This window comes from Enterovirga sp. CN4-39, assembly GCF_049446235.1.
In the GTDB taxonomy this organism is placed as follows: Bacteria; Pseudomonadota; Alphaproteobacteria; order Rhizobiales; family Beijerinckiaceae; genus Enterovirga.
In genome coordinates, this window is record NZ_JBMSEF010000005.1 from 42,350 (window position 1) to 61,037 (window position 18,688).

14 protein-coding genes are annotated in these 18,688 nt (G+C 67.4%); 4 read left to right on the forward strand and 10 right to left on the reverse strand.

What is annotated here, in order from left to right:
- Window positions 1-70 precede the first annotated feature (70 nt).
- The 3 genes from pepN to ACO2SS_RS10290 all read left to right on the forward strand — a co-directional run bounded on the left by pepN (window position 71) and on the right by ACO2SS_RS10290 (window position 5,191).
- Window positions 71-2,707 (forward strand): aminopeptidase N, encoded by a 2,637-nt coding sequence (gene pepN, locus ACO2SS_RS10280; RefSeq protein WP_423277548.1) that lies wholly within the window; start codon window positions 71-73, stop codon window positions 2,705-2,707.
- 129 nt (window positions 2,708-2,836) lie between these two features.
- Entirely contained in the window at window positions 2,837-4,876 is a 2,040-nt protein-coding gene (locus ACO2SS_RS10285) for a histidine kinase dimerization/phospho-acceptor domain-containing protein (RefSeq protein ID WP_423277549.1), read from the forward strand.
- A gap of 9 nt (window positions 4,877-4,885) precedes the next feature.
- Window positions 4,886-5,191, forward strand: coding sequence for an ATP-binding protein (locus ACO2SS_RS10290; RefSeq protein WP_423277550.1), 306 nt, complete (start codon window positions 4,886-4,888; stop codon window positions 5,189-5,191).
- Window positions 5,192-5,197: 6 nt separating this feature from the next.
- On the opposite strand, the gene ACO2SS_RS10295 is transcribed toward ACO2SS_RS10290, so the two are convergent.
- The 5 genes from ACO2SS_RS10295 to ACO2SS_RS10315 all read right to left on the reverse strand — a co-directional run bounded on the left by ACO2SS_RS10295 (window position 5,198) and on the right by ACO2SS_RS10315 (window position 11,381).
- Window positions 5,198-8,086 (reverse strand): bifunctional [glutamine synthetase] adenylyltransferase/[glutamine synthetase]-adenylyl-L-tyrosine phosphorylase, encoded by a 2,889-nt coding sequence (locus ACO2SS_RS10295; RefSeq protein WP_423277551.1) that lies wholly within the window; start codon window positions 8,084-8,086, stop codon window positions 5,198-5,200.
- Window positions 8,083-9,492, reverse strand: coding sequence for an ATP-binding protein (locus ACO2SS_RS10300; RefSeq protein WP_423277552.1), 1,410 nt, complete (start codon window positions 9,490-9,492; stop codon window positions 8,083-8,085). The genes ACO2SS_RS10295 and ACO2SS_RS10300 overlap by 4 nt, the downstream gene beginning before the upstream one ends.
- Window positions 9,476-10,162 (reverse strand): response regulator transcription factor, encoded by a 687-nt coding sequence (locus tag ACO2SS_RS10305; protein ID WP_423277815.1) that lies wholly within the window; start codon window positions 10,160-10,162, stop codon window positions 9,476-9,478. The genes ACO2SS_RS10300 and ACO2SS_RS10305 overlap by 17 nt, the downstream gene beginning before the upstream one ends.
- 258 nt (window positions 10,163-10,420) lie before the next feature.
- Entirely contained in the window at window positions 10,421-11,017 is a 597-nt protein-coding gene (locus ACO2SS_RS10310) for an exopolysaccharide biosynthesis protein (protein WP_423277553.1), read from the reverse strand.
- Window positions 11,018-11,111: 94 nt separating this feature from the next.
- The gene (locus ACO2SS_RS10315; RefSeq protein ID WP_423277554.1) at window positions 11,112-11,381 is read right to left on the reverse strand and encodes an usg protein; all 270 of its coding nucleotides are present in this window, start codon (window positions 11,379-11,381) and stop codon (window positions 11,112-11,114) included.
- Window positions 11,382-11,717: 336 nt separating this feature from the next.
- Between ACO2SS_RS10315 and bcsS the strand changes: the two genes are divergently transcribed.
- Window positions 11,718-12,482 (forward strand): cellulose biosynthesis protein BcsS, encoded by a 765-nt coding sequence (bcsS, locus tag ACO2SS_RS10320; protein WP_423277555.1) that lies wholly within the window; start codon window positions 11,718-11,720, stop codon window positions 12,480-12,482.
- 2 nt (window positions 12,483-12,484) lie between these two features.
- Here the strand turns inward: bcsS and scpB are convergent, their stop codons facing one another.
- From scpB to argS, 5 genes are all read right to left on the reverse strand, one after another.
- Window positions 12,485-13,156: an SMC-Scp complex subunit ScpB gene (gene scpB, locus ACO2SS_RS10325; protein ID WP_423277816.1), complete on the reverse strand. Its 672-nt coding sequence runs from the start codon at window positions 13,154-13,156 to the stop codon at window positions 12,485-12,487.
- A gap of 23 nt (window positions 13,157-13,179) precedes the next feature.
- Window positions 13,180-13,962 (reverse strand): segregation and condensation protein A, encoded by a 783-nt coding sequence (locus ACO2SS_RS10330; protein WP_423277556.1) that lies wholly within the window; start codon window positions 13,960-13,962, stop codon window positions 13,180-13,182.
- A 38-nt stretch (window positions 13,963-14,000) separates the two neighbouring features.
- On the reverse strand, window positions 14,001-15,020 hold the full coding sequence (nagZ, locus tag ACO2SS_RS10335; protein WP_423277557.1) for a beta-N-acetylhexosaminidase: 1,020 nt from the start codon (window positions 15,018-15,020) through the stop codon (window positions 14,001-14,003).
- Between the two features lie 10 nt (window positions 15,021-15,030).
- Window positions 15,031-16,752 carry an SPOR domain-containing protein gene (locus ACO2SS_RS10340; RefSeq protein ID WP_423277558.1) on the reverse strand — a complete coding sequence of 574 codons (1,722 nt, stop codon included), beginning with the start codon at window positions 16,750-16,752 and terminating at the stop codon, window positions 15,031-15,033.
- Between the two features lie 99 nt (window positions 16,753-16,851).
- Window positions 16,852-18,612, reverse strand: coding sequence for an arginine--tRNA ligase (gene argS / locus ACO2SS_RS10345; RefSeq protein WP_423277559.1), 1,761 nt, complete (start codon window positions 18,610-18,612; stop codon window positions 16,852-16,854).
- Window positions 18,613-18,688 lie beyond the last annotated feature (76 nt).

The following is an 18,688-nucleotide window of genomic DNA, read 5'->3' on the forward strand; positions in this document are numbered from 1 at the left end:
CGCCTCACGCGTTGCGGCGCAACGCCGGCTCGGCGATAACCCACCGATCATCAAGAGCCTAGGCCCGGACGTGCGCACGGACACGCAGACTATCACCCGTCTCGAGGATTACCGTCCGACCGACTATCTGATCGACACGGTCGAACTCGACATCCAGCTCGATCCCGCTGCGACGCGCATCCGCTCGGTGCTGCAGATCCGGCCCAATCCCCTCGGCGTCAAGGCGGTCCCGCTCGTCCTCGACGGCGACGAGCTGATGTTCCGCGGCCTCTGGATCGACGATGAGCCCGCCTCCGCCGACGTTTACGAGGCGACCCCTCAGGGCCTGACGATCGCTCACCCACCCGGCCGCCCGTTCAGGCTGACGATCGACACCGAGGTGAACCCGAGCGCCAACACGAAGCTGATGGGGCTCTATCGCTCCAACGGGGTTTATTGCACCCAGTGCGAGGCGGATGGTTTCCGCCGCATCTCCTACCTGCTGGACAGGCCGGACGTGCTCTCCGTGTACACCACTCGGATCGAGGCGAGCCGCGACGAGGCCCCGGTCCTCCTCGGGAACGGCAACCTGCGCGAACGGGGCGAGGCGGAAGCCGCCGGGCGCCACTTTGCCGTGTGGCACGATCCGCATCCCAAGCCGGCCTATCTCTTTGCGGTGGTGGGAGGGAACCTCGCCCGGACAGGCAAGACCTTCCGCACGATGAGCGGCCGCGCGGTCGAGATCGCGATCTATGTCGAACCTGGCAAGGAGGAACGCTCCCACTACGCCCTCGACGCGCTGGAGCGTTCGATGCGCTGGGACGAGCGCGTCTTCGGCCGCGAATACGACCTCGATGTCTTCAACGTCGTCGCCGTATCCGATTTCAACATGGGCGCGATGGAGAACAAGGGCCTCAATATCTTCAACGACAAGTACGTCCTGGCGAGCCCCGAAACCGCGACGGATGCCGACTATGCCAATATCGAAGCCGTTATCGCGCACGAATACTTCCACAACTGGACCGGCAACCGGATCACCTGCCGCGACTGGTTCCAGCTCTGTCTCAAGGAAGGGCTGACGGTCTTCCGCGACCAGGAATTCTCGTCCGACGAGCGCTCGCGCGCGGTTCATCGCATCGGGGAAGTACGTACGCTGAGGGCGCGCCAGTTTACGGAGGATGCGGGGCCCCTCGCCCACCCCGTCCGGCCGACGCGCTACCGCGAGATCAACAACTTCTACACGGCGACCGTCTACGAGAAGGGCGCCGAGATCGTCCGCATGCTGAAGGTCCTTCTCGGTGAAGCCGAGTTCGCGCGCGGCATGGACCTCTATTTCGAGCGCTGCGACGGCACGGCCGCAACGGTCGAGGACTTCCTCGGATGCTTCGCGGAGGTCTCCGGCCGCGATCTCCGGCATTTCCAGCGCTGGTACGAGCAGGCCGGCACCCCGACCGTATCGGTCCAGACCGCCTATGATCCGGTGGCCCGAACCTACCGGATGGAGTTCCGGCAGGAGACCCCGCCGACGCCGGGGCAGCCGGAGAAGAGCCCTCTCGTCGTCCCCGTCCTGCTCGGCCTTGTCGGAGAGGACGGCCAGTTGCTCGAAGCGTCGAGCAACAAAGTGCGGGAAGATGGTCTCTTCGTCCTCGAGACGAAGGCCGAGAGCATCACCTTCGAAGGGATCGATTCCCGACCGGTTCCGTCCCTCCTCCGGGGCTTCTCGGCGCCCGTCCGGCTCGAGCTCGATCTGCCGGACAGCGATCTCCTTGCTCTGCTCCGCCACGACCGGGACCCCTTCAATCGCTGGCAGTCGGCCCAGACGGTCGCGCTCCGCCTTCTCACCAGCCTTGCCGAAGCGCCCGCCAATGGCAGCTCAGCCGAACTCGCCGATGCGATTGGCACCTTCCTCGATCGCTCGGGGCTGGAGGATCCGGCGTTCGCGGCGATGATCCTGGCTTTGCCCGGCGAAACGGAGATCGCGCAGGAGATCGGCCGCGACGTCGACCCTGACGCGGTTCACGCCGCCCGGCAGCGCGTCAAGGCGGAGCTCGGCCGCAGCCTGGCGCCGCGCCTCCGCGATCTGCGGGCCGCCATGCGGGGCAGCGGCGCCTATTCGCCCGACGCGGCAAGCGCCGGACGACGCGCCCTCGGCAATGCGGCGCTCGATCTTATTGCGGCGGGCGATCCGGGCGAGGGCGAGCGCCTCGCCGCAGCACAGCTCGAACAGGCCACGAACATGACCGATCGGCTCGCAGCGCTCGCGACGCTGTCGCTCATCCCCGGACAGACACGCGAGGCGGCGCTGACCCGCTTCGGCGACTCCTATGCGGCCGAGCCGCTGGTCCTCGACAAATGGTTCGCCCTTCAGGCAGCGATCCCGGAGGAAGGCACCCCCGGTCGGGTTCGCGCCTTGATGACCCACCCCGCCTTCGCGTACTCGAACCCGAACCGGGTGCGCTCGCTGATCGGCAGCTTTGCGATGGCGAACCCGACGCAGTTCCATCGCGAGGACGGCACAGGTTATGCGCTCCTCGCCGAGACGGTGCTGGCGCTCAACGGGACGAATCCGCAGATCGCGGCGCGGCTCCTGACGAGCTTCGGTACCTGGCGTACCGTCACTGCGGCGCGGCGTGCGCAGGCTAGGTCCGCTCTCGAGCACATCGCAGCCGCCCCCGCGCTCTCGCCTGACGTCCTCGACATCGTGCAGCGTTCGCTTGCGCCTGCGTAACCATTTGGCGCGACTCATGATTTCGGCGAAGTGAGTCGCGGTGGCAACAGCCTATAAAACTTAACGAGACTTTACCGGAACCCTGGACAAGTCAGCTCTCCTCGATTCTATTGTTCTCGATTCGAGAAGATGCGGCACGTCTTCCCGAACTGGGGCAAGATGAGCAGGGGAGCTCGCATGGGCGTGGACGCCGCCGGCGTTGCCACACGGTTGCATGAGATTGCGAGCAAGTCGGGGCTCGTCCTTGCCCCCGTTCTCCGGAGGTTCTGCGCGTCTGCCCTGAGGGTCGAGTACGTCGGCCCGGCACTCGTGGCAGCGGCGCTGCTGTGGTTCGCTCCAAGCTTGATCCTGGGTTCGAAGACGGGCCGGGACGCAACCTTGTCGGAGGAGCTTGCGAAGGCGGAACTGACCCTCGCGGTGCTGGCAGACGAACTCACCCGCATCAGCGGAGCCGGGCTGCTTGGCACCTCCTCCCTGGAGCGAGCGATCCGCCGGCTTCCGGCAGCCGCGCAATCGACGGGGCTATTCCTCCTCGCCGACCTGACGGGCCGCGTGGTCGCCACGCATCCGCCCGCGGACGCCGCACCGGCCCACATCAACGATGTCATCGAGGAGGAGCAGCCGCTCGCGATCCTGGCCGAACGAGCCGGCGCGATGCGCATGAGGCTGGGGGACGGAACGGACGCGCTCGCGGCGCTCCGGAACCTTCCCGGCGGCCAAGTTGCGATCGTGAAACCCGTTGCCGAGATCAAGGCTCTGCAAGGCCCCGGCCCGGCCTATTCGGCTGCCGCCATCGCGGTGATCCTGGCCGTTGCCGGCCTGGGCGGCGTCTGCGTCGCCCATGCGAAGGGCGCTCGCAGCGCACGCCGCGCCTGCGCCCGGATGGAACGGCGGATGGACACCTCCCTCACCCGCGGCCGCTGCGGCTTGTGGGACTGGGACATCTCGCGCGGGCGGATCTACTGGTCCAGCTCGCTCTACAGCCTTCTCGGATACCAGCGTCGGGACGAGTACCTGTCCTTCGGCGAGGTGAACGGGATGATCCATCCGGATGATGGGAACCTGTTTGATCTCGCCGAGCGCGTCGCCTCGTCGGAGGTGAAGCACCTGGAGATCGATTTCCGCATGCGCACGGCGGATGGCGGCTGGATGTGGCTGCGGGCCCGCGCCGAGGTGGTGATCGATCCGGAGGAAGGCGGGCGCCACCTCGTCGGGATCGCGGTCGACATCTCGGACGAGCGCGGCTTCGTCGAGCGCAGCGCGACGGCCGACATGCGGCTGCGCGATGCCGTCGAGGCGATCTCCGAGGCCTTCGTCCTCTGGGATGCGGACAATCGCCTGGTTCTCTGCAACTCGAAGTTCCGGAACTTCCACGACCTATCGCCGGAAGCGGTCGTGCCCGGGGCGACCTACGCGGAGATCATCGCGGCGGGACGCCCACCTCGCGTCACCTCGCACGTGACCCACGAGCAGACGGACGGTCGCGGCTCCCGCACGCTGGAGGTCCAGCTCTCGGATGGGCGGTGGCTGCAGATCAACGAGCGCCGGACCAAGGATGGCGGATACGTTTCGGTTGGAACGGACATCACCGCCCTGAAGCGCCATGAGGAGAAGCTTCTGGAATCCGAGCGTCGCCTGCTCGGCACCGTCAGCGACCTCAAGCGCTCACGCCACACGCTCCAGATCCAGGCCCAGCAGCTCGCCGATCTGGCCGAGCGCTACCACGAGCAGAAGGGCCAGGCGGAGAGCGCCAGCCGCGCAAAGAGCGACTTCCTGGCCAAAGTGAGCCACGAGTTGCGCACGCCACTGAACGCCGTCATCGGGTTCGCCGAGGTGATGCAGCGCGAGATGTTCGGCCCGCTCGGCAATGAACGCTACCGCGACTACGCCAGCCACATCCGCGGCAGCGGCCTCGACCTGCTCGCCGTCATCAACGACATCCTTCAGATTTCGCGGATCGAAGCCGGTCACGTTACGCTCACCACGGCCCCCATCGACGTGGCCGAGGTCGTCAACAACGCCATGGCCACCGTCGCAGAGTGCGCCCGAGCAAAAGGCATCTCGCTGGTCTGCTCCGTCCAGGCCGGGGGCTACGTGCAGGCCGACGAGCGGGCCCTGCACCAGATCCTCACGCAGATCCTCGACAACGCGATCAAGTTCACCCCGTAAGGGTCCGGAGTGGTTCGTCTCCGGGTTGCGCGCGCCGGGGAAGCGATGAACTTCTTCATCGAGGACAATGGCGCCGGCATCCCGCGCGAGTTCATGCCGCGCATTGGCCGGCCATTTGAGCAGGTGGGGTCGGAGTTCAACCGGGCGCAGAGGGGCTCGGGGCTGGGACTTGCGATCGCTAAGGCGCTGACCGGGATGCATCGCGGCGGGCTGCGCATCCGATCGCAGGAAGGCGTCGGGACGATCGTGCTCGTCAGCATCCCGCTCAGCGATCCGGCCCGTTCGCCCCGGCCTTACCTCGAAGCGGCCGAATAGGCAGCGTCACGGCGCGCCTTCCTTCCCCAGCACGTGAAGGAAGGTTGAGCGCACCTCGGCCCGAATCTCGCCGAGCCGAGCCGCGAGTTCCTCCGGACCGGGTGCCCCGACGAGCGCCGCCAGACGCCGGAGCGTCGCCGGCGGCGCGCTCTCGTCCGTCGCATCCGACATCGTCAGCCGCTGCCAATGCACTACGTCGTCCAGGATCCGGCAGGCCTCGAGCAGTCGCGCAGTCGCGTCGCGCTCGAGGATGCCGAGGCGACCGGCCTCGGCGAGGACGTCCGGCGTTCCGATCCCTACCAGATCTGGATATTCCGCTGCCCGGGTCAGGACGAGAGCCTGCGCGAGGAAATCCAGATCCATCGTGCCGCCGGCTGCATGCTTGAGGTTCCAGGGATCTTCCTCGCCCTTCTCCCGTGCGACGAGCTCGCGCATCTCCATCACCTTGGCGAAGACCTCGTCTCCACCTCTGACCTGCGCGAGGGCAGCCCGGATGGCCAACGACGCCTCCCTGCCGAGGCTCGCATCGCCGGCGATCACGCGGGCGCGCGTCAGAGCCATGTGCTCCCACAGCTCGGCCTCGCGCTGCTGGTAGGACAGGAAGCCGTGGAACTGCGACGCGATCGGCCCCTTCGTGCCTGATGGCCGCAGCCGCATATCCACCTCGTACAAGCGGCCACGCCGGGTCGGCACCGTCAGGGCGGCGATCAGGCGCTGGGTGAGGCGGGTGTAGTACAGGACGGCGTCGAGCGGCCGGCGGCCATCACTGCTGCGACGAGCCGCGTCGAAATCATAAAGGACGACGAGATCGAGGTCCGAGCCAGCGGTCAGGTCGCGAACGCCGAGGCGCCCGAGCCCGAGCACGACGATCCGCCCTCCTGGGATGGTCCCATGCTCCTTCGCGAACTCGCGGGATACCCAGTCGAGTGCCGTCCGGACTATGCTCTGCGCGATCGCCGCGAAGGCACCACCCGCCTCGGCCGGGGAGATGACCCCCGACAGGAGACGGGCTCCCGTCGCGAAGTGAACCTGCCGGAAGGCGTCCCGCAAGCGATCGAGGAACTCCTCCGTGGCGGATGGCGCGCCGACCAGCGCGCGGATCTCAGCCTCGGCCGCCTCCTCATCCCGCGCCGGGCTGGAAAAGCTCGGATCCAGCATGGCGTCGAGCACGTGCGGGCTCACAGCGACCGTCTCGGCCAGGCGCGGCGCGCTTCCGAGGAGGTCGGCGAAGAGGAGCCGCAGCTTTTCGTGCGAGCGCAGGATGGTGAGGAGTTCGACCGCGGCCGGCATGCGCGCGAAGGCGCGATCCAGTCGGGCGAGCGCGCCATCGGGATCGGCAGAGCCGCCGAGCGCGGCAAGCAGAGCCGGCGTGAGCTCGGTCAGGACTTCCCGAGCGCGCGGGCTAGTCACGGCGGCGCGCCGGCCGAAATGCCAGCCCCGCACTGTCTCGGCGGCAGCCTCGGCCTGCCTGAATCCCAGCCGGTTGAGGGTGGCCACGGTCGCCGGATCGACCGCCGCCCCGGTGAAAACGAGATCCCCGAGCTCGGAGGCGAGTTCCGGCCCTTCCTCGAAGAGAAGCCCGTAATGATGCTGGACGCGCCGTGCCCGAGTGGTCAGGTCGGCGGCAAAAGCAGGCAAGTCCTCGTAGCCGCAGAAGCGGGCGAAGGGCGACAGTTCGTCGTCCCGCGACGGCAGCCGCTGCGTCTGCTCGTCGGCAACCATCTGCAGGCGGTGCTCGACCGTTCGCAGGAACCTGTACGAATCGGAGAGCTCGTCCCGCGCCTCCGCGCTGATCCAGCCCTCCTCGTGAAGTGCGCCCAGCATGTCGAGCGTGCGGCGTCCCCGGAGTTTGGGCCGGCGCCCGCCGAAGACGAGCTGCTGGGTCTGGACGAAGAATTCCACCTCGCGGATCCCGCCACGGCCGAGCTTGATGTCGTGGCTGGCGACGGCGATCTCGTCATGACCACGGATCGCGTGGATCTGCCGCTTCATCGCGTGGATGTCCGCGATGGAGGCGAAGTCGAAGTACTTGCGCCAGATGAACGGGGCGAGATCCGCCAGGAAGCCCTGCCCGAGCGAGATGTCGCCCGCCACGGGACGGGCTTTGATCATGGCCGCCCGCTCCCAGTTCTGGCCGACGCTCTCGTAATAGACGAAGGCGCCGGGCAGCGACACGGCAGGCGGCGTGGAGGCAGGGTCGGGGCGGAGGCGGTAATCCACCCGATGCACATAGCCGTCGACCGTACGTTCCTGCAGGAGCTTCGCGACGTTCTGTGCGAGGCGCGTGTAGAGCTTGGCCGGAGGCTCCGGCGAGGCGGAGGCCATGTCCGATCTTGGGTCGTAGAAGACCACGAGGTCGATATCGCTCGAGAAGTTGAGCTCCCCGGCACCATGCTTCCCGAGCGCCAGGAGCGTGAGCCCGGAACCGACCAGATCCGATCCCGGCGCGAAGCCGGGTGCCTTTCCGGCCATGGCTAGCTCCGCGAGCGCGATGTCGACCGCGCTCTGGACGGACGCGTCCGCGAAGTCCGACAGCGCCGCCGTAACCTGCTCGACGGTCCAGACGCCACCGAGATCCGTCAGGGAGACGAGCAGCGCGTGGGCGCTCTTGTTCCGCCGGAGATCGCGCATCGCTTCGTCGCGGGAGAGATCTCCGGCAACGAAAGACGCGCCGATCCGGCGCTGGGCGGCGACGATAGTGGCATTGGCGGCCGCTGGTTCCTCCCCGGCCAGCCGCTCGAGCCGCACCGGCTCCGCCGCAGCAAGTTGGCGGAGGTAGGGCGAGTAGAGGTTCGCGAAGCGCACAAGGCCGGCAAATGGAGCCTCGCCTGGAGCCAGGGCGTGGTGGGCAGGCGGGCGGACGAGTTCCGCAAGCGGGCGAGGTACCTGGGTCATACCGGAACCGCAGCCTGGCGCTGGGGAAGGGAGAGCTGCACTTCGAGCCCCGGCTTGTTGTCGTTGAGGCTGAGGGTACCGCCATGCAAACGCGCGACCGCCGCCGCGATGCTGAGCCCCAGCCCGAACCCGGGGCGGGAGCGCGCCTCTTCAAGCCGGACGAAGCGGCCGAGCACGCGATTGCGGTCGTCTGCGGGGATGCCGGGCCCGCGATCCCCCACGGTGATGATCACGGCGTCACCCTCCTTTCGCGCCTTGACGGTTACGGGCGCCTGCGGACCGGAGGCCTCAGTCCCATACTTGATCGCATTGTCGACCAGATTGGCCACCGCCTGGCCGAGAAGCTCGCGACTGCCGTGAATGAGAAGCCCCGGTTCGACCTCCAGCTTTAGCTCGGTTCCGGCCTCCTCGGCGACGGGTTCGTAGAGATCCGCCACCCCGCGTGCCACCTCGGCGGCATCGAAATCGGCCATGCCCTCGCTCTGGTGCCCCGCTTCGAGGCGGGCGATCATCAGAAGCGCGTTGAAGACGCGGATCAGGTTATCGCTCTCCTCGATCACCCCGTCGAGCGCGGCGCGGAGTTCGTCGGGACCCATTGCGCTCCTGAGCGCCTCGTCCGCCCTGTTCCTGAGGCGGGTCAGCGGCGTCTTGAGGTCGTGCGCGATGTTGTTCGACACCTCCGTCAGGCCGGTCATCAACTCGCCGATCCGGTCGAGCATCGCGTTGAGATTCTGCGCGAGGCGATCCAGTTCGTCGCCGGTGCCCGCAATCTGCAGGCGGCCGTTCAGGTCGCCCGCCATGATCGTCTCGGTCGTAGCGGTCATGTCGTCGACGCGCTTCAGGACGCGGCGCGTGACGAACCAGCCTCCCAGACAGCCGAGTATGCCAATGAGGAGGAGAGAGAGGCCGAAGGCACGGCGGATGATGTCCCGGATCCGGATGCGCTCGTCCACGTCGCGCCCGACGAGAAGGCGAAAGCCGCCCGGCAGGACGAAGACGCGCACGATCGCCTTATGCTCGCGCGCTTCCTCATCGGTGCGGGCATAGGTGACCTCCCGCTGGCCGGCCTCGTCCAGTGTCCCCGGTGGCAAGGCGCCGACATTGCCGGCGATGCGCTCGCCCTGGAAGTTGGTGACGAGGTAAAGGGAGGCTCCCGGCTGACGCGACCGACGATCCACGATCGCGACGAGCCGCCGGATGCCGCCCAGCCGATACTGCTCTGCGAGCCCCGTGATCTCCGCCGAGATCGTGTCCACGATCTGCCCATCGAGGACCTTGGTCGCGTTCCAGGCGACATAGCCCAGGATCACGAAGGCGAAGATCGCGAACGTAACAAGATAGGCGAATGACAGCCGGAAGGCGGTCGTGCGGAAGAGCTTGGGAAGGAAGCTACTTTGCGGTGTCACGGACCATGTACCCAGCGCCACGGATCGTGTGGATGAGCGGCCGATCGAACCCTTTGTCGATCTTGGACCGAAGCCGGGACACGTGCACGTCGATCACGTTGGTCTGCGGGTCGAAATGATAATCCCAGACATGCTCGAGCAGCATCGTGCGCGTCACGACCTGACCGGCGTGGCGGACGAGATACTCGAGAAGGCGGAATTCACGCGGCTGGAGAGGGATTTCTTGTCCGCAGCGAGTCACCCGGTGCGACAAGCGGTCCAGCACCAGGTCGCCGACGGTATAGCTCGTCGCCTCTCCGCTTCCCCCGCCGCCGCGGCGGCGCGCGAGAACCTCCACCCGGGCAAGCAGTTCGGAGAAGGCATACGGCTTGGGAAGATAATCGTCGCCCCCTGCGCGAAGGCCCTTCACGCGGTCATCGACCTGACCCAACGCAGACAAGATGATGGCCGGCGTGTCGACCTTCTGCTCCCGGAGCGAGCGGATCAGCGACAACCCATCGAGCTTGGGCAGCATCCGGTCCACCACGAGCACGTCGTAGGCGCCCTCGCGTGCGAGCGCATAGCCGTCCAGCCCGTCGGGTGCCGCATCGGCGATATGACCGGACTCGCGGAACGCCTTCGCGAGGTATTCGCGGGCTTCCTGATCGTCTTCGATGATGAGGATGCGCATATCGGTCATGGTAGCGCGCCAAGATGCAAAACGGCAGGCCGGATCGACGATCCGGCCTGCCGCCACGAGCCGCAGAGCTGGCGGGGGGCGACATGGCAGCCCCGCGTCCCGTTCCCTACTCAGAGTGCCTGGTCGGAGTGGGGGTTTCCGCCGTGCGCCCTTGGGATGAACAAGAGATAGGAGACCGCCCCTTACGGCGCTCTCTCGACGGGATGAAATCTTGGTAACGTTGGCCGGCACTCAGGGCGCCGCGCGAACTCAGAAGATCGCTTCGAGGCCCGCGAACACGGCGTATAGAAAGCCGAAGCTCAGGGCGAGACCGCCGAGCCCGACTGCGACGCCGCCAACGACCAGAACCCCGTCTCGCTCCACCAGGCCGAGGCCGACAAGGCAGACGGCGATCCCAAGAGGAATCTGGCCGATGATGGGGGCTGCGACGAGGAGGCCCAGCGCGAGCAGGATCAGCACCACGCCAAGGAGCCGGAGCGCGATCGGCGTCTCCAGGAACTCGATTCTCGGCTTCGACCAGCGTTCGAGCTTGTGGAGGATCGGCAAGGCGCGGGATACGGCGCGGTCCACCGCATCCTGTGGGACCGACCGACGAAGCAGCGCCGCCGGAAGCCAGGGCGTCGGCCGGCCGGCCGCGAGCTGGGCCGCGACCAGTGCAAGAAGAAGCCCGCACACGAATGGGATCGGCGGCGGCATGGGGAGGCAGTTCGGAAGGCCGAGCAGAACGACCAGCAACGCGAATGCTCGATCGCGCAGCACGGATACGATGTCGGCTACGGTCAGCCGCTCGCCCGCGTTCCGCGCCAGGGAGGAGAGGACCGCGGTGATACGCGCTTCAGGAAACAACCGGGGGATCGCCGCTGGGTGGAAACGGCGCCACCTCTAAACCAGCGGCGCGCGCGGGCCAAGTAGCGGCCCGCGGCGGCGTTCTGCCCCGCCGTCAGTGCAGCGTGAGTTCCCCATTCACCGCCCGAAACGATGCCGGCTTGATTAGGCCGGCATGAGCGATCTCGACCGAATGTAGCGGGCCTTCGAGCTCACGCTGCCAAAAAGCGAGAAACTTGTTCAGGACGGGAAAGCTGGGCGCCAGATCATATTGCTGCCAGACGAACGTCTGGAGAACCCGAGGGTGGTCCGGCATCCCGTATAGGATCCTGGCCGTCGTCAGGCCATAACCCTGTAGCTGGCGGATGAAATCCTCGGAGACCATGCAACCTCCTTGTGAATCAGCACCGTAGCGAGCGAGCAACGACTATACTCGCCGATGCGCTACGGGATTCAAGCCGCAGCAACTGAACTCTCGGCTAAACAGAAGGCAACGCTAGCAATCAGATACAGAGAGTGCCAAGAAACCGTCCGGTAAATACATCGACCCTCGACGCAGGGACCCTTCGAACGCGGGTTGACCGAGGATGGTTCCGGACAAGGGGGCGTCCGCCTACGGACGCAATCCCCAGCCCCGAAACCTCTGGACAGGAGATACGAATATAAATTCAATATAGCTCAGGACATTCCCTGACGCCTCCTCCAGACTTGAGTATCACCCGTGTTGCGTAATTCGGGTCGAAGCGCCGCCTGTCTGGCCTCTATTTCCCTGCACTTCCTGCTGTCGCCGATCGAAGGAGCAGCCGCGGCGGATCCTGACCGCCTGCTCTTCGTCCGACCCGAGGACCTGCGGACGGTCCTGTTCAGTCAAATCGACGCAGGCCGGTCGGTGTTCTTCACGCTGGGCGCGAAGCAGACTCTCGTTGGCCCTCTAGACCGCACGGGCTTCGTCGTCATGGAGACGAGCGGCTTCGGCATCACGCACGAGCGCTTCAGGCGTCAGGAACTCGATCTCCCGGCAGTCCGCTTCACCACCCAGACGAGCGTGCTGGTCGGTCAGCAGTGGAACCTTGGACCGGTTTTCCTGTCCGCCCTGATCGGGCCGGAAATCCTGCATGAGCAGTTGACGATCGCCGGACAGGTTCAGGGCTTTTCCGAGCCAATCTACGGAGCGAAGGGGCTGATCGAGCTTTGGGCCCATCCGACACGAAACACGCTTCTCACCGCAACCCTCACCGGAACGACCGCCAAGGCGAGCGTGTCGGGCCGAGGCTCGGTCGGCTATCGCGTCTGGAACAACCTCTTCGCCGGACCCGAGATCTCGGCTTACGCGACGGACAGCTACCAGGAAACGAAGGCGGGCGCTCACCTGACGGGCTTCGCGTTTGGCATCCTGCAAGGGCGGTTCTCCGCCGGCTGGATGGTGACCGACGATCGCCGCCGAGGATCGCCCTACGTTTCCGTCGCCGCCTGGGCGAGGATGTAAGCCTATTCCTCGCCGACGGGCCCGAGGGCCATCAACTCCGGCTCCAGCGGCTCCTCGTCATCGCCCAGGGCCTCCGCATCGAACGGCACCGGAACGAGGTCGGCCGGCAGCTTGCCTTCCAGCAGCCCAAGCCCCTGCAGCTCTTCGAGGCCAGGCAGGTCGTTGATGGCGTTGAGACCGAAATGATTGAGGAATTCGGGCGTGGTGCCGAACGTGACCGGCCGGCCGGGTGACTTGCGGCGCCCGCGCATGCGGATCCAGCCGGTCTCCAGCAGCACGTCAAGCGTGCCCTTGGAGGTGGTGACGCCGCGGATCTCCTCGATCTCCGCGCGCGTCGTAGGCTGATGGTACGCGATGATGGCGAGCACCTCCATGGCGGCCCGCGAAAGCTTCTGCGGCGCGCCCGCATCCTCTGCCAGCACGAAGGTGAGGTCGGTCGCCGTGCGGAACGCCCACTTTCCCCCGACCCGGACGAGGTTGATGCCGCGCCCCGCATAAAGACGCTCGAGATCTGCTAGGACACGAGCAGGATCGGCGGCTGCGGGGAGGCGCGCCGCGACGGCGTCCAAGCCGAGCGGCTCGGGGGAGGCGAACAGCACCGCCTCCGCGATCCGCATCGCTTCGCCATGCGCAGGCGGATCGGCAGGACGGTTGTCGACGGCAAGCGTCAGCATGCCGCGTGCGGGCAACCGCGTGGTCAAGCCGGCACCTCCCGTTTCCGCACCATGAGGGGGCCGAAGGGCGTGTCCTGGCGCAGCATCGCCCTCCCCTCCCGAACGAATTCCAGCGTGGCCGAGAGCGCCGAGGCGAGCACGGTCGCGCGCATCCCGGGCTCGACGACGTACCGGAGCAGGTAGGAATCCAGCGTCATCCAGTCGCCAGCCTCGCCAACAAGCCGCTCGAGGGCAGCACGGGCATCGACGAGGGACCAGAAAGGCCGCTTGGCAACGGTCACGTGGCTCGACGAGACGCGCTGCCTCTGCCGAGCGTAGGCGGACAGGAGATCGTAGATCGACGCGGTATAGGTTGGCGTCCCGACCTGCACGCGTGCCTCGAAGGCCCCACGCCCGAAGACCTCGCGCCCGAGTTGCGGCCGCTCGGAGAGAAGCCGGGCAGCCTTGCGGATCGCCTCGAGCCGGCGGAGCCGGTTGGCCAGCGCCATGGCGAGCTCGCTCGCACTGGGGCCTTCGGGCTTCGGCGGCTCAGGCAGGAGAAGACGCGACTTCAGATAGGCCAGCCAGGCCGCCATGACGAGGTAATCGGCCGCGAGTTCGAGCCGCATCGTCCGGGCCGTCTCGACGAAGGCCAGGTACTGCTCGGCGAGCGCAAGCACGGATATCTCGTGCAGGTCCACCTTCTGGCGCCTCGCCAAGTCCAGCAGAAGATCGAGCGGACCCTCGAAGCCGCCCACGTCGACGACGAGCAGCGGATCGCTTTCCGCGCGCTCGATCTCAGCCTGGATGGGAACTGCCTCCGACATCGCTCACGCCTGATTCGGCCAGGCGTCAGCTTGACGCCTCAGGCGGCTTCGGCAAGAGCCGCCTCGAATCCCCGGCGCACATCCGCAATGTCGAAGCTCGCCTGCTGCCCCGCAACCCTGGCCCGGGCCGCCTTGAAGCGGCGCAGGGTTTCCCCGGCAAGGGCCGGCGCGGCCTCGGCGACCGCTTCAGCCTCGTCCAGGTTGCCGTTGCAGTGAAGCGCCACGTCGCAGCCCGCGCGGAACGCAGCCTCTGCGCGCTCCCGGAAGGAACCGCTAAGCGCCTTCATGGAGAGATCGTCCGTCAGGAGGAGCCCGTCGAAGCCGAGCTCGCCTCGGATGATCTGACCAATGACCGACGCCGAGGTCGTAGCCGGCCCCTCCGGGTCGATCGCCTCGTACACGACATGCGCCGTCATGCCGATCGGCAGGTCGCGCATCGCGCGGAAGGGCACGAAGTCCTGGGCCCGGAGTTCGTCTATGCCCGCCGATACCCGCGGCAGGCTCTCGTGACTGTCGACTGACGCCCTGCCATGCCCGGGCATATGCTTGATGACCGGGAGCACGCCGGCCTCCATGAGGCCCTCAGCGGCTGCGCGCCCGAGCATGGCAACGATCGCCGGATCGGTGTCATAGGCCCGGTCCCCGATGATGTCGTGCGAGCCGGGAATCGGAACGTCGAGTACCGGCAGGCAATCGACGTCGATCCCGACGACCCGCAGGTCATGTCCGATCAGCCGCGCGCCCGTCTGCACGAGCCTGCGCCGCCCTTCCGGATCGCTCGACAGCCGCCCATAGGTCCGCCCCGCAGGGTATTTCGGCCAATGCGGCGGGCCCAGCCGCTGCACGCGACCGCCCTCCTGGTCAACGAATATCGGCGCGTCTGCCCGGCCCACCGTTTCGCGAAGCGAGTCGGTGAGCGCGCGGACCTGGTCCGGATCCGCGATGTTGCGCCGGAACAGGATGAAGCCGACCGGATCGGCGTCCCGGAAAAAGCTCACCTCGTCGGGGGTGAGGGAGAGGCCGGAGCAGCCGGCGATGAAGCAGCGAGGCCCTGTCACATGCGCCTCGTCAGTTCGCGACGACGAAGCACTGGCCGCCGGAAGACTTGAGGCGCGTGCAGAGCGTGTTCGCGTCCTCGCGCGAGAGGGGCGTCACGCGGATGCGGTAGACCGTCCTTCCGTTGACGTTCCCCTCAGTCACCGTGGCGGGCTTGCCGCCGAGTTCCGTTGGGTACTTGTCAGCGAGTTGCTCGTAGGCAGTCCGCGCGGCGGCCTCGGTCGGCCTTACGGCGATCTGCACCGCATAGGTTCGGCCCGCCGGAGAGATCGCGGCCGTCTCCTGATCGGCTCCCTCGGTGGTTGCCGCCGCCTGCTGCGCGAGCCTTGCCGGGCGGGCGGGCGGGCGAACCGAAACCACTGGTCCCGTCGGGGCAGCAGGCGCCGCATCGGCGTCATCAGCGCCCGTTGCGTCGGCGGGAGCAGTTGCGCCAGCCAAGGCCGGATTGCCTTCTTCCGTAGGCGTGCCCGTCGTCCGGGCCGCCAGCTCAATCGGCCGGGCAGGAGGAAGAACCTGTATGGGTGTCGCCGTCGAAGGGGTCGTGCCGTCATCGGCAGACGGAGTAGCCGAGGAAGCGGCCGGCGGGGCCGGCTGCGCCTGGGGCTGCGCCGGTGCTGGATTCATCGGGATCGAGATCGTCGGGACCGTGACCGGCGGCGGAATCTGGTTCGACGGCAGTATCTGCGCGTCGGGATTCGTGACCATCAGCCCGCCGCCGATGGGCGTCCCGTCCGGCCGGATGGCGACGGTGCGGACACGGCGCGGCTCGCCCAAGGCACTGAGCGCAGCATTCCGACCCGGCGCGGCGGGGGCGGCCACGACATTCGGGCCCTGGCCGTTCGAAGATGGGACGGCATCAGGGGTGCCGGGAGCGGCGACTGGCGGAGCCACGGCGACGTTCGGTGCGGGCTGCGACAGCGTGGCGTCAGGGGGCTGCGGAACAACGCCCGCACCGATGCCGGCCTGAGCAGGCATAGGTGGCGCGACCTCGGGAGCCGGTTCCGGCTGCGGCATGTGCCGGGCAGCTTCACGAACGTCGATCGGCTGCTCCTGCCGGTCGAGCACACGCGAGCGAGCGTTGTCCGTCGGGCCCTCGTAGATCTGCCGGTTCTGGTTCGGGATATCCATCCCGCCGGGATTTTCCGGCTGAACCTTGAGGGGCGCGTTGTCGGCCTTGATCAAGGGCGGCGGACCAGAGGATGCGGTGTCGCCACTCATCTTCCGCCAAGTGAAGGCCCCGCCCGCACCAACCGCAGCAAGCGCAACGACCGCCAACACGGCGCCGACGCGCCGGCGCGGCGCGCTCGACGACGCCGGCACGAACTCGTCCTGATCGAGGGCAGCGCTCTCACTGCCGTAGCTTCGCACCACCGGGTCGAACGGCTCCGGAGCACCCCCGAGGTCGCCCCCCTGCGGTGGCAGCGGCCCGGTTCCGAGGACGCCCCGGTCCTCGGCCGTCAGGACGGCATCGGCTTGGCTGCGAGGCGTTGGAGCCGCGGGCGCGGCCTCCTGCCCCCCCAGCACGGGCTCGCGCCGCTCCCGGCTCGGCTCAGGCCGACGATTGTCTCCGAGGATGCCGAGGAATGGGTCGTCCTGCCCGACGATGCGGGCGAGTTCGGCGAGCGGGTCTGCCTGTGGCCCGGTCGCAGGGGGATCGAGCTCGGCGGAGCGCCGCAGTTGACGCTCGATCTCGTCGAGATCGATCTCGAAGCGGTTCTGTGCCGTGTCGCTCATACCTAGACCCAACTCGGTACCGGGGCTGGCACGAGACGCCCAGCCGGAGCCTGCGCCAGCGACCTCGCGTGAAGACCTGCCCGAAGAAGGAGCACCATCTCACCGCATCTCGTTCGGGGCACTCACGCCGAGGGTCCCGAGCCCCGACGCGAGCACCGCCTTCAGCGCGCCCAGAAGGGCGAGCCTCGCCAGCGTCGATTTTTCATCGTCGTGCTTAACAAAGCGTAATTGCGGCAAGTCTTTGCCTTTGTTCCACAATGCATGGAACACGCTCGCGAGCTCGTAGAGGTAGAAGGCGATCCGGTGGGGTTCATGGGCCTGCGCCGCCGCCTCGACGATACGCGGATATTGGGCAATGCGACGCTGGAGCTCGATCTCCGACTCGTCGGCCAGCAGCGAGAGGTCGGCCTCCGCCAGCGCCTGCGGGCCCGGCGCCTCGCCGGGAAATGCCTCGAGGGCCTGCCTGAACACGGAGGCGCACCGGGCGTGCGCGTACTGGACGTAGAAGACAGGGTTGTCCTTCGACTGCTCGATCACCTTGGCGAGGTCGAAGTCGAGCGGGGCGTCGTTCTTCCGGTACAGCATCATGAAGCGGACGGGGTCGCGCCCGACCTCGTCGACGACCTCGCGCAGCGTCACGAAGTCGCCTGCCCGCTTCGACATCTTCACGGGCTCGCCGCCGCGCAGAAGCTTCACGAGCTGGCATAGCTTCACGTCGAGCTCCGCCTTCCCGCCGCTGACCGCCTGAACGGCTGCCTGCATCCGCTTCACATAGCCGCCGTGATCGGCACCCCAAACGTCGATCATCGTCTGGAAGCCGCGCTCGAACTTCGAGCGATGGTAGGCGATATCGGCGGCGAAGTAGGTGTATGAACCGTCGGACTTGAGCAGCGGCCGGTCGACGTCGTCCCCGAACTCGGTCGCCCGGAACAGCGTCTGCTCGCGATCTTCCCAGTCCTCCGGAAGCTGACCCTTCGGAGGCGGGAGCCGTCCCTCGTAGATCAGGCCACGCGCCCGCAAGTCCTCGATCGTCTCCGCAATCTTGTCGACCTCTCCCTTGGTAAGGGAGCGCTCGGAGAAGAACACCTCGTGCCGGATGTCGAGCGAGGCGAGGTCGTCCCGGATCATCGCCATCATGGCATCGATCGCGGCCGCCCGGACGATGGGAAGCCACTCGGCCTCAGGCATCTCGAGCAACGATGTCCCGTGCCGGTCCGCGAGCGTCTTCCCGACGGCAACGAGGTATTCGCCCGGGTAGAGCCCTTCCGGGATGGGCCCGACATCCTCGCCGAGAGCCTCGCGATAGCGGAGGAACGCCGAGCGGGCGAGCACGTCCACCTGGGCGCCCGCATCGTTCACGTAGTACTCGCGCGTGACCTTGTAGCCGGCAAAGGCGAGGAGGTTCGCCAGAGCGTCGCCGAAAACCGCTCCGCGCCCATGGCCGACATGCATCGGGCCCGTCGGATTGGCGGAGACGTATTCCACGTTCACGGCCGCGCCCGCGCCCTGCCCGCTCCGGCCATACCCGGTCGGGTCGAGCACGGCGGCACGCACGACGTCGTGGAGCACATGGGGCCTGAGGCGGATATTGATGAAGCCCGGGCCGGCGACGGTCGCTTCCTGCACGCGCGGATCGTCCCGCAGGTCCGCGGCGATCAGTTCGGCAAGCTGACGCGGGTTGGCCTTGGCGGCCTTCGCCACCGCCATCGCGGCGTTGGTGGCGAGATCGCCGTGGCTGGCGTCCCGCGGAGGCTCCACGAGGACCCTGGACGTGTCGATCCCGGCCGGGATCTGCCCGGCCGCCGCAAGACGTTCCAAGGCTTCGCCCACCCGGAGCTCGAAGAGGCCGAAGATGTTCATTGCAGGTCGCTTGTTCCGGCGCGGATCTCGACGCACCGTCGTTAGATAGCCAAAAGTGTCAGGTGTGTGCCGCGAA

Bases quoted from the DNA above. Each gene is read 5' to 3' on its own strand.
- scpB (WP_423277816.1), bottom strand. From the start codon at position 13,156: ATGCTGACGCTTGCCGTCGACAACCGTCCTGCCGATCCGCCTGCGCAT.
- ACO2SS_RS10330 (WP_423277556.1), bottom strand. From the start codon at position 13,962: ATGTCGGAGGCAGTTCCCATCCAGGCTGAGATCGAGCGCGCGGAAAGC.
- ACO2SS_RS10285 (WP_423277549.1), top strand. From the start codon at position 2,837: ATGCGGCACGTCTTCCCGAACTGGGGCAAGATGAGCAGGGGAGCTCGC.
- ACO2SS_RS10305 (WP_423277815.1), bottom strand. From the start codon at position 10,162: ATGCGCATCCTCATCATCGAAGACGATCAGGAAGCCCGCGAATACCTC.
- ACO2SS_RS10340 (WP_423277558.1), bottom strand. From the start codon at position 16,752: ATGAGCGACACGGCACAGAACCGCTTCGAGATCGATCTCGACGAGATC.
- ACO2SS_RS10295 (WP_423277551.1), bottom strand. From the start codon at position 8,086: ATGACCCAGGTACCTCGCCCGCTTGCGGAACTCGTCCGCCCGCCTGCC.
- ACO2SS_RS10315 (WP_423277554.1), bottom strand. From the start codon at position 11,381: ATGGTCTCCGAGGATTTCATCCGCCAGCTACAGGGTTATGGCCTGACG.
- argS (WP_423277559.1), bottom strand. From the start codon at position 18,612: ATGAACATCTTCGGCCTCTTCGAGCTCCGGGTGGGCGAAGCCTTGGAA.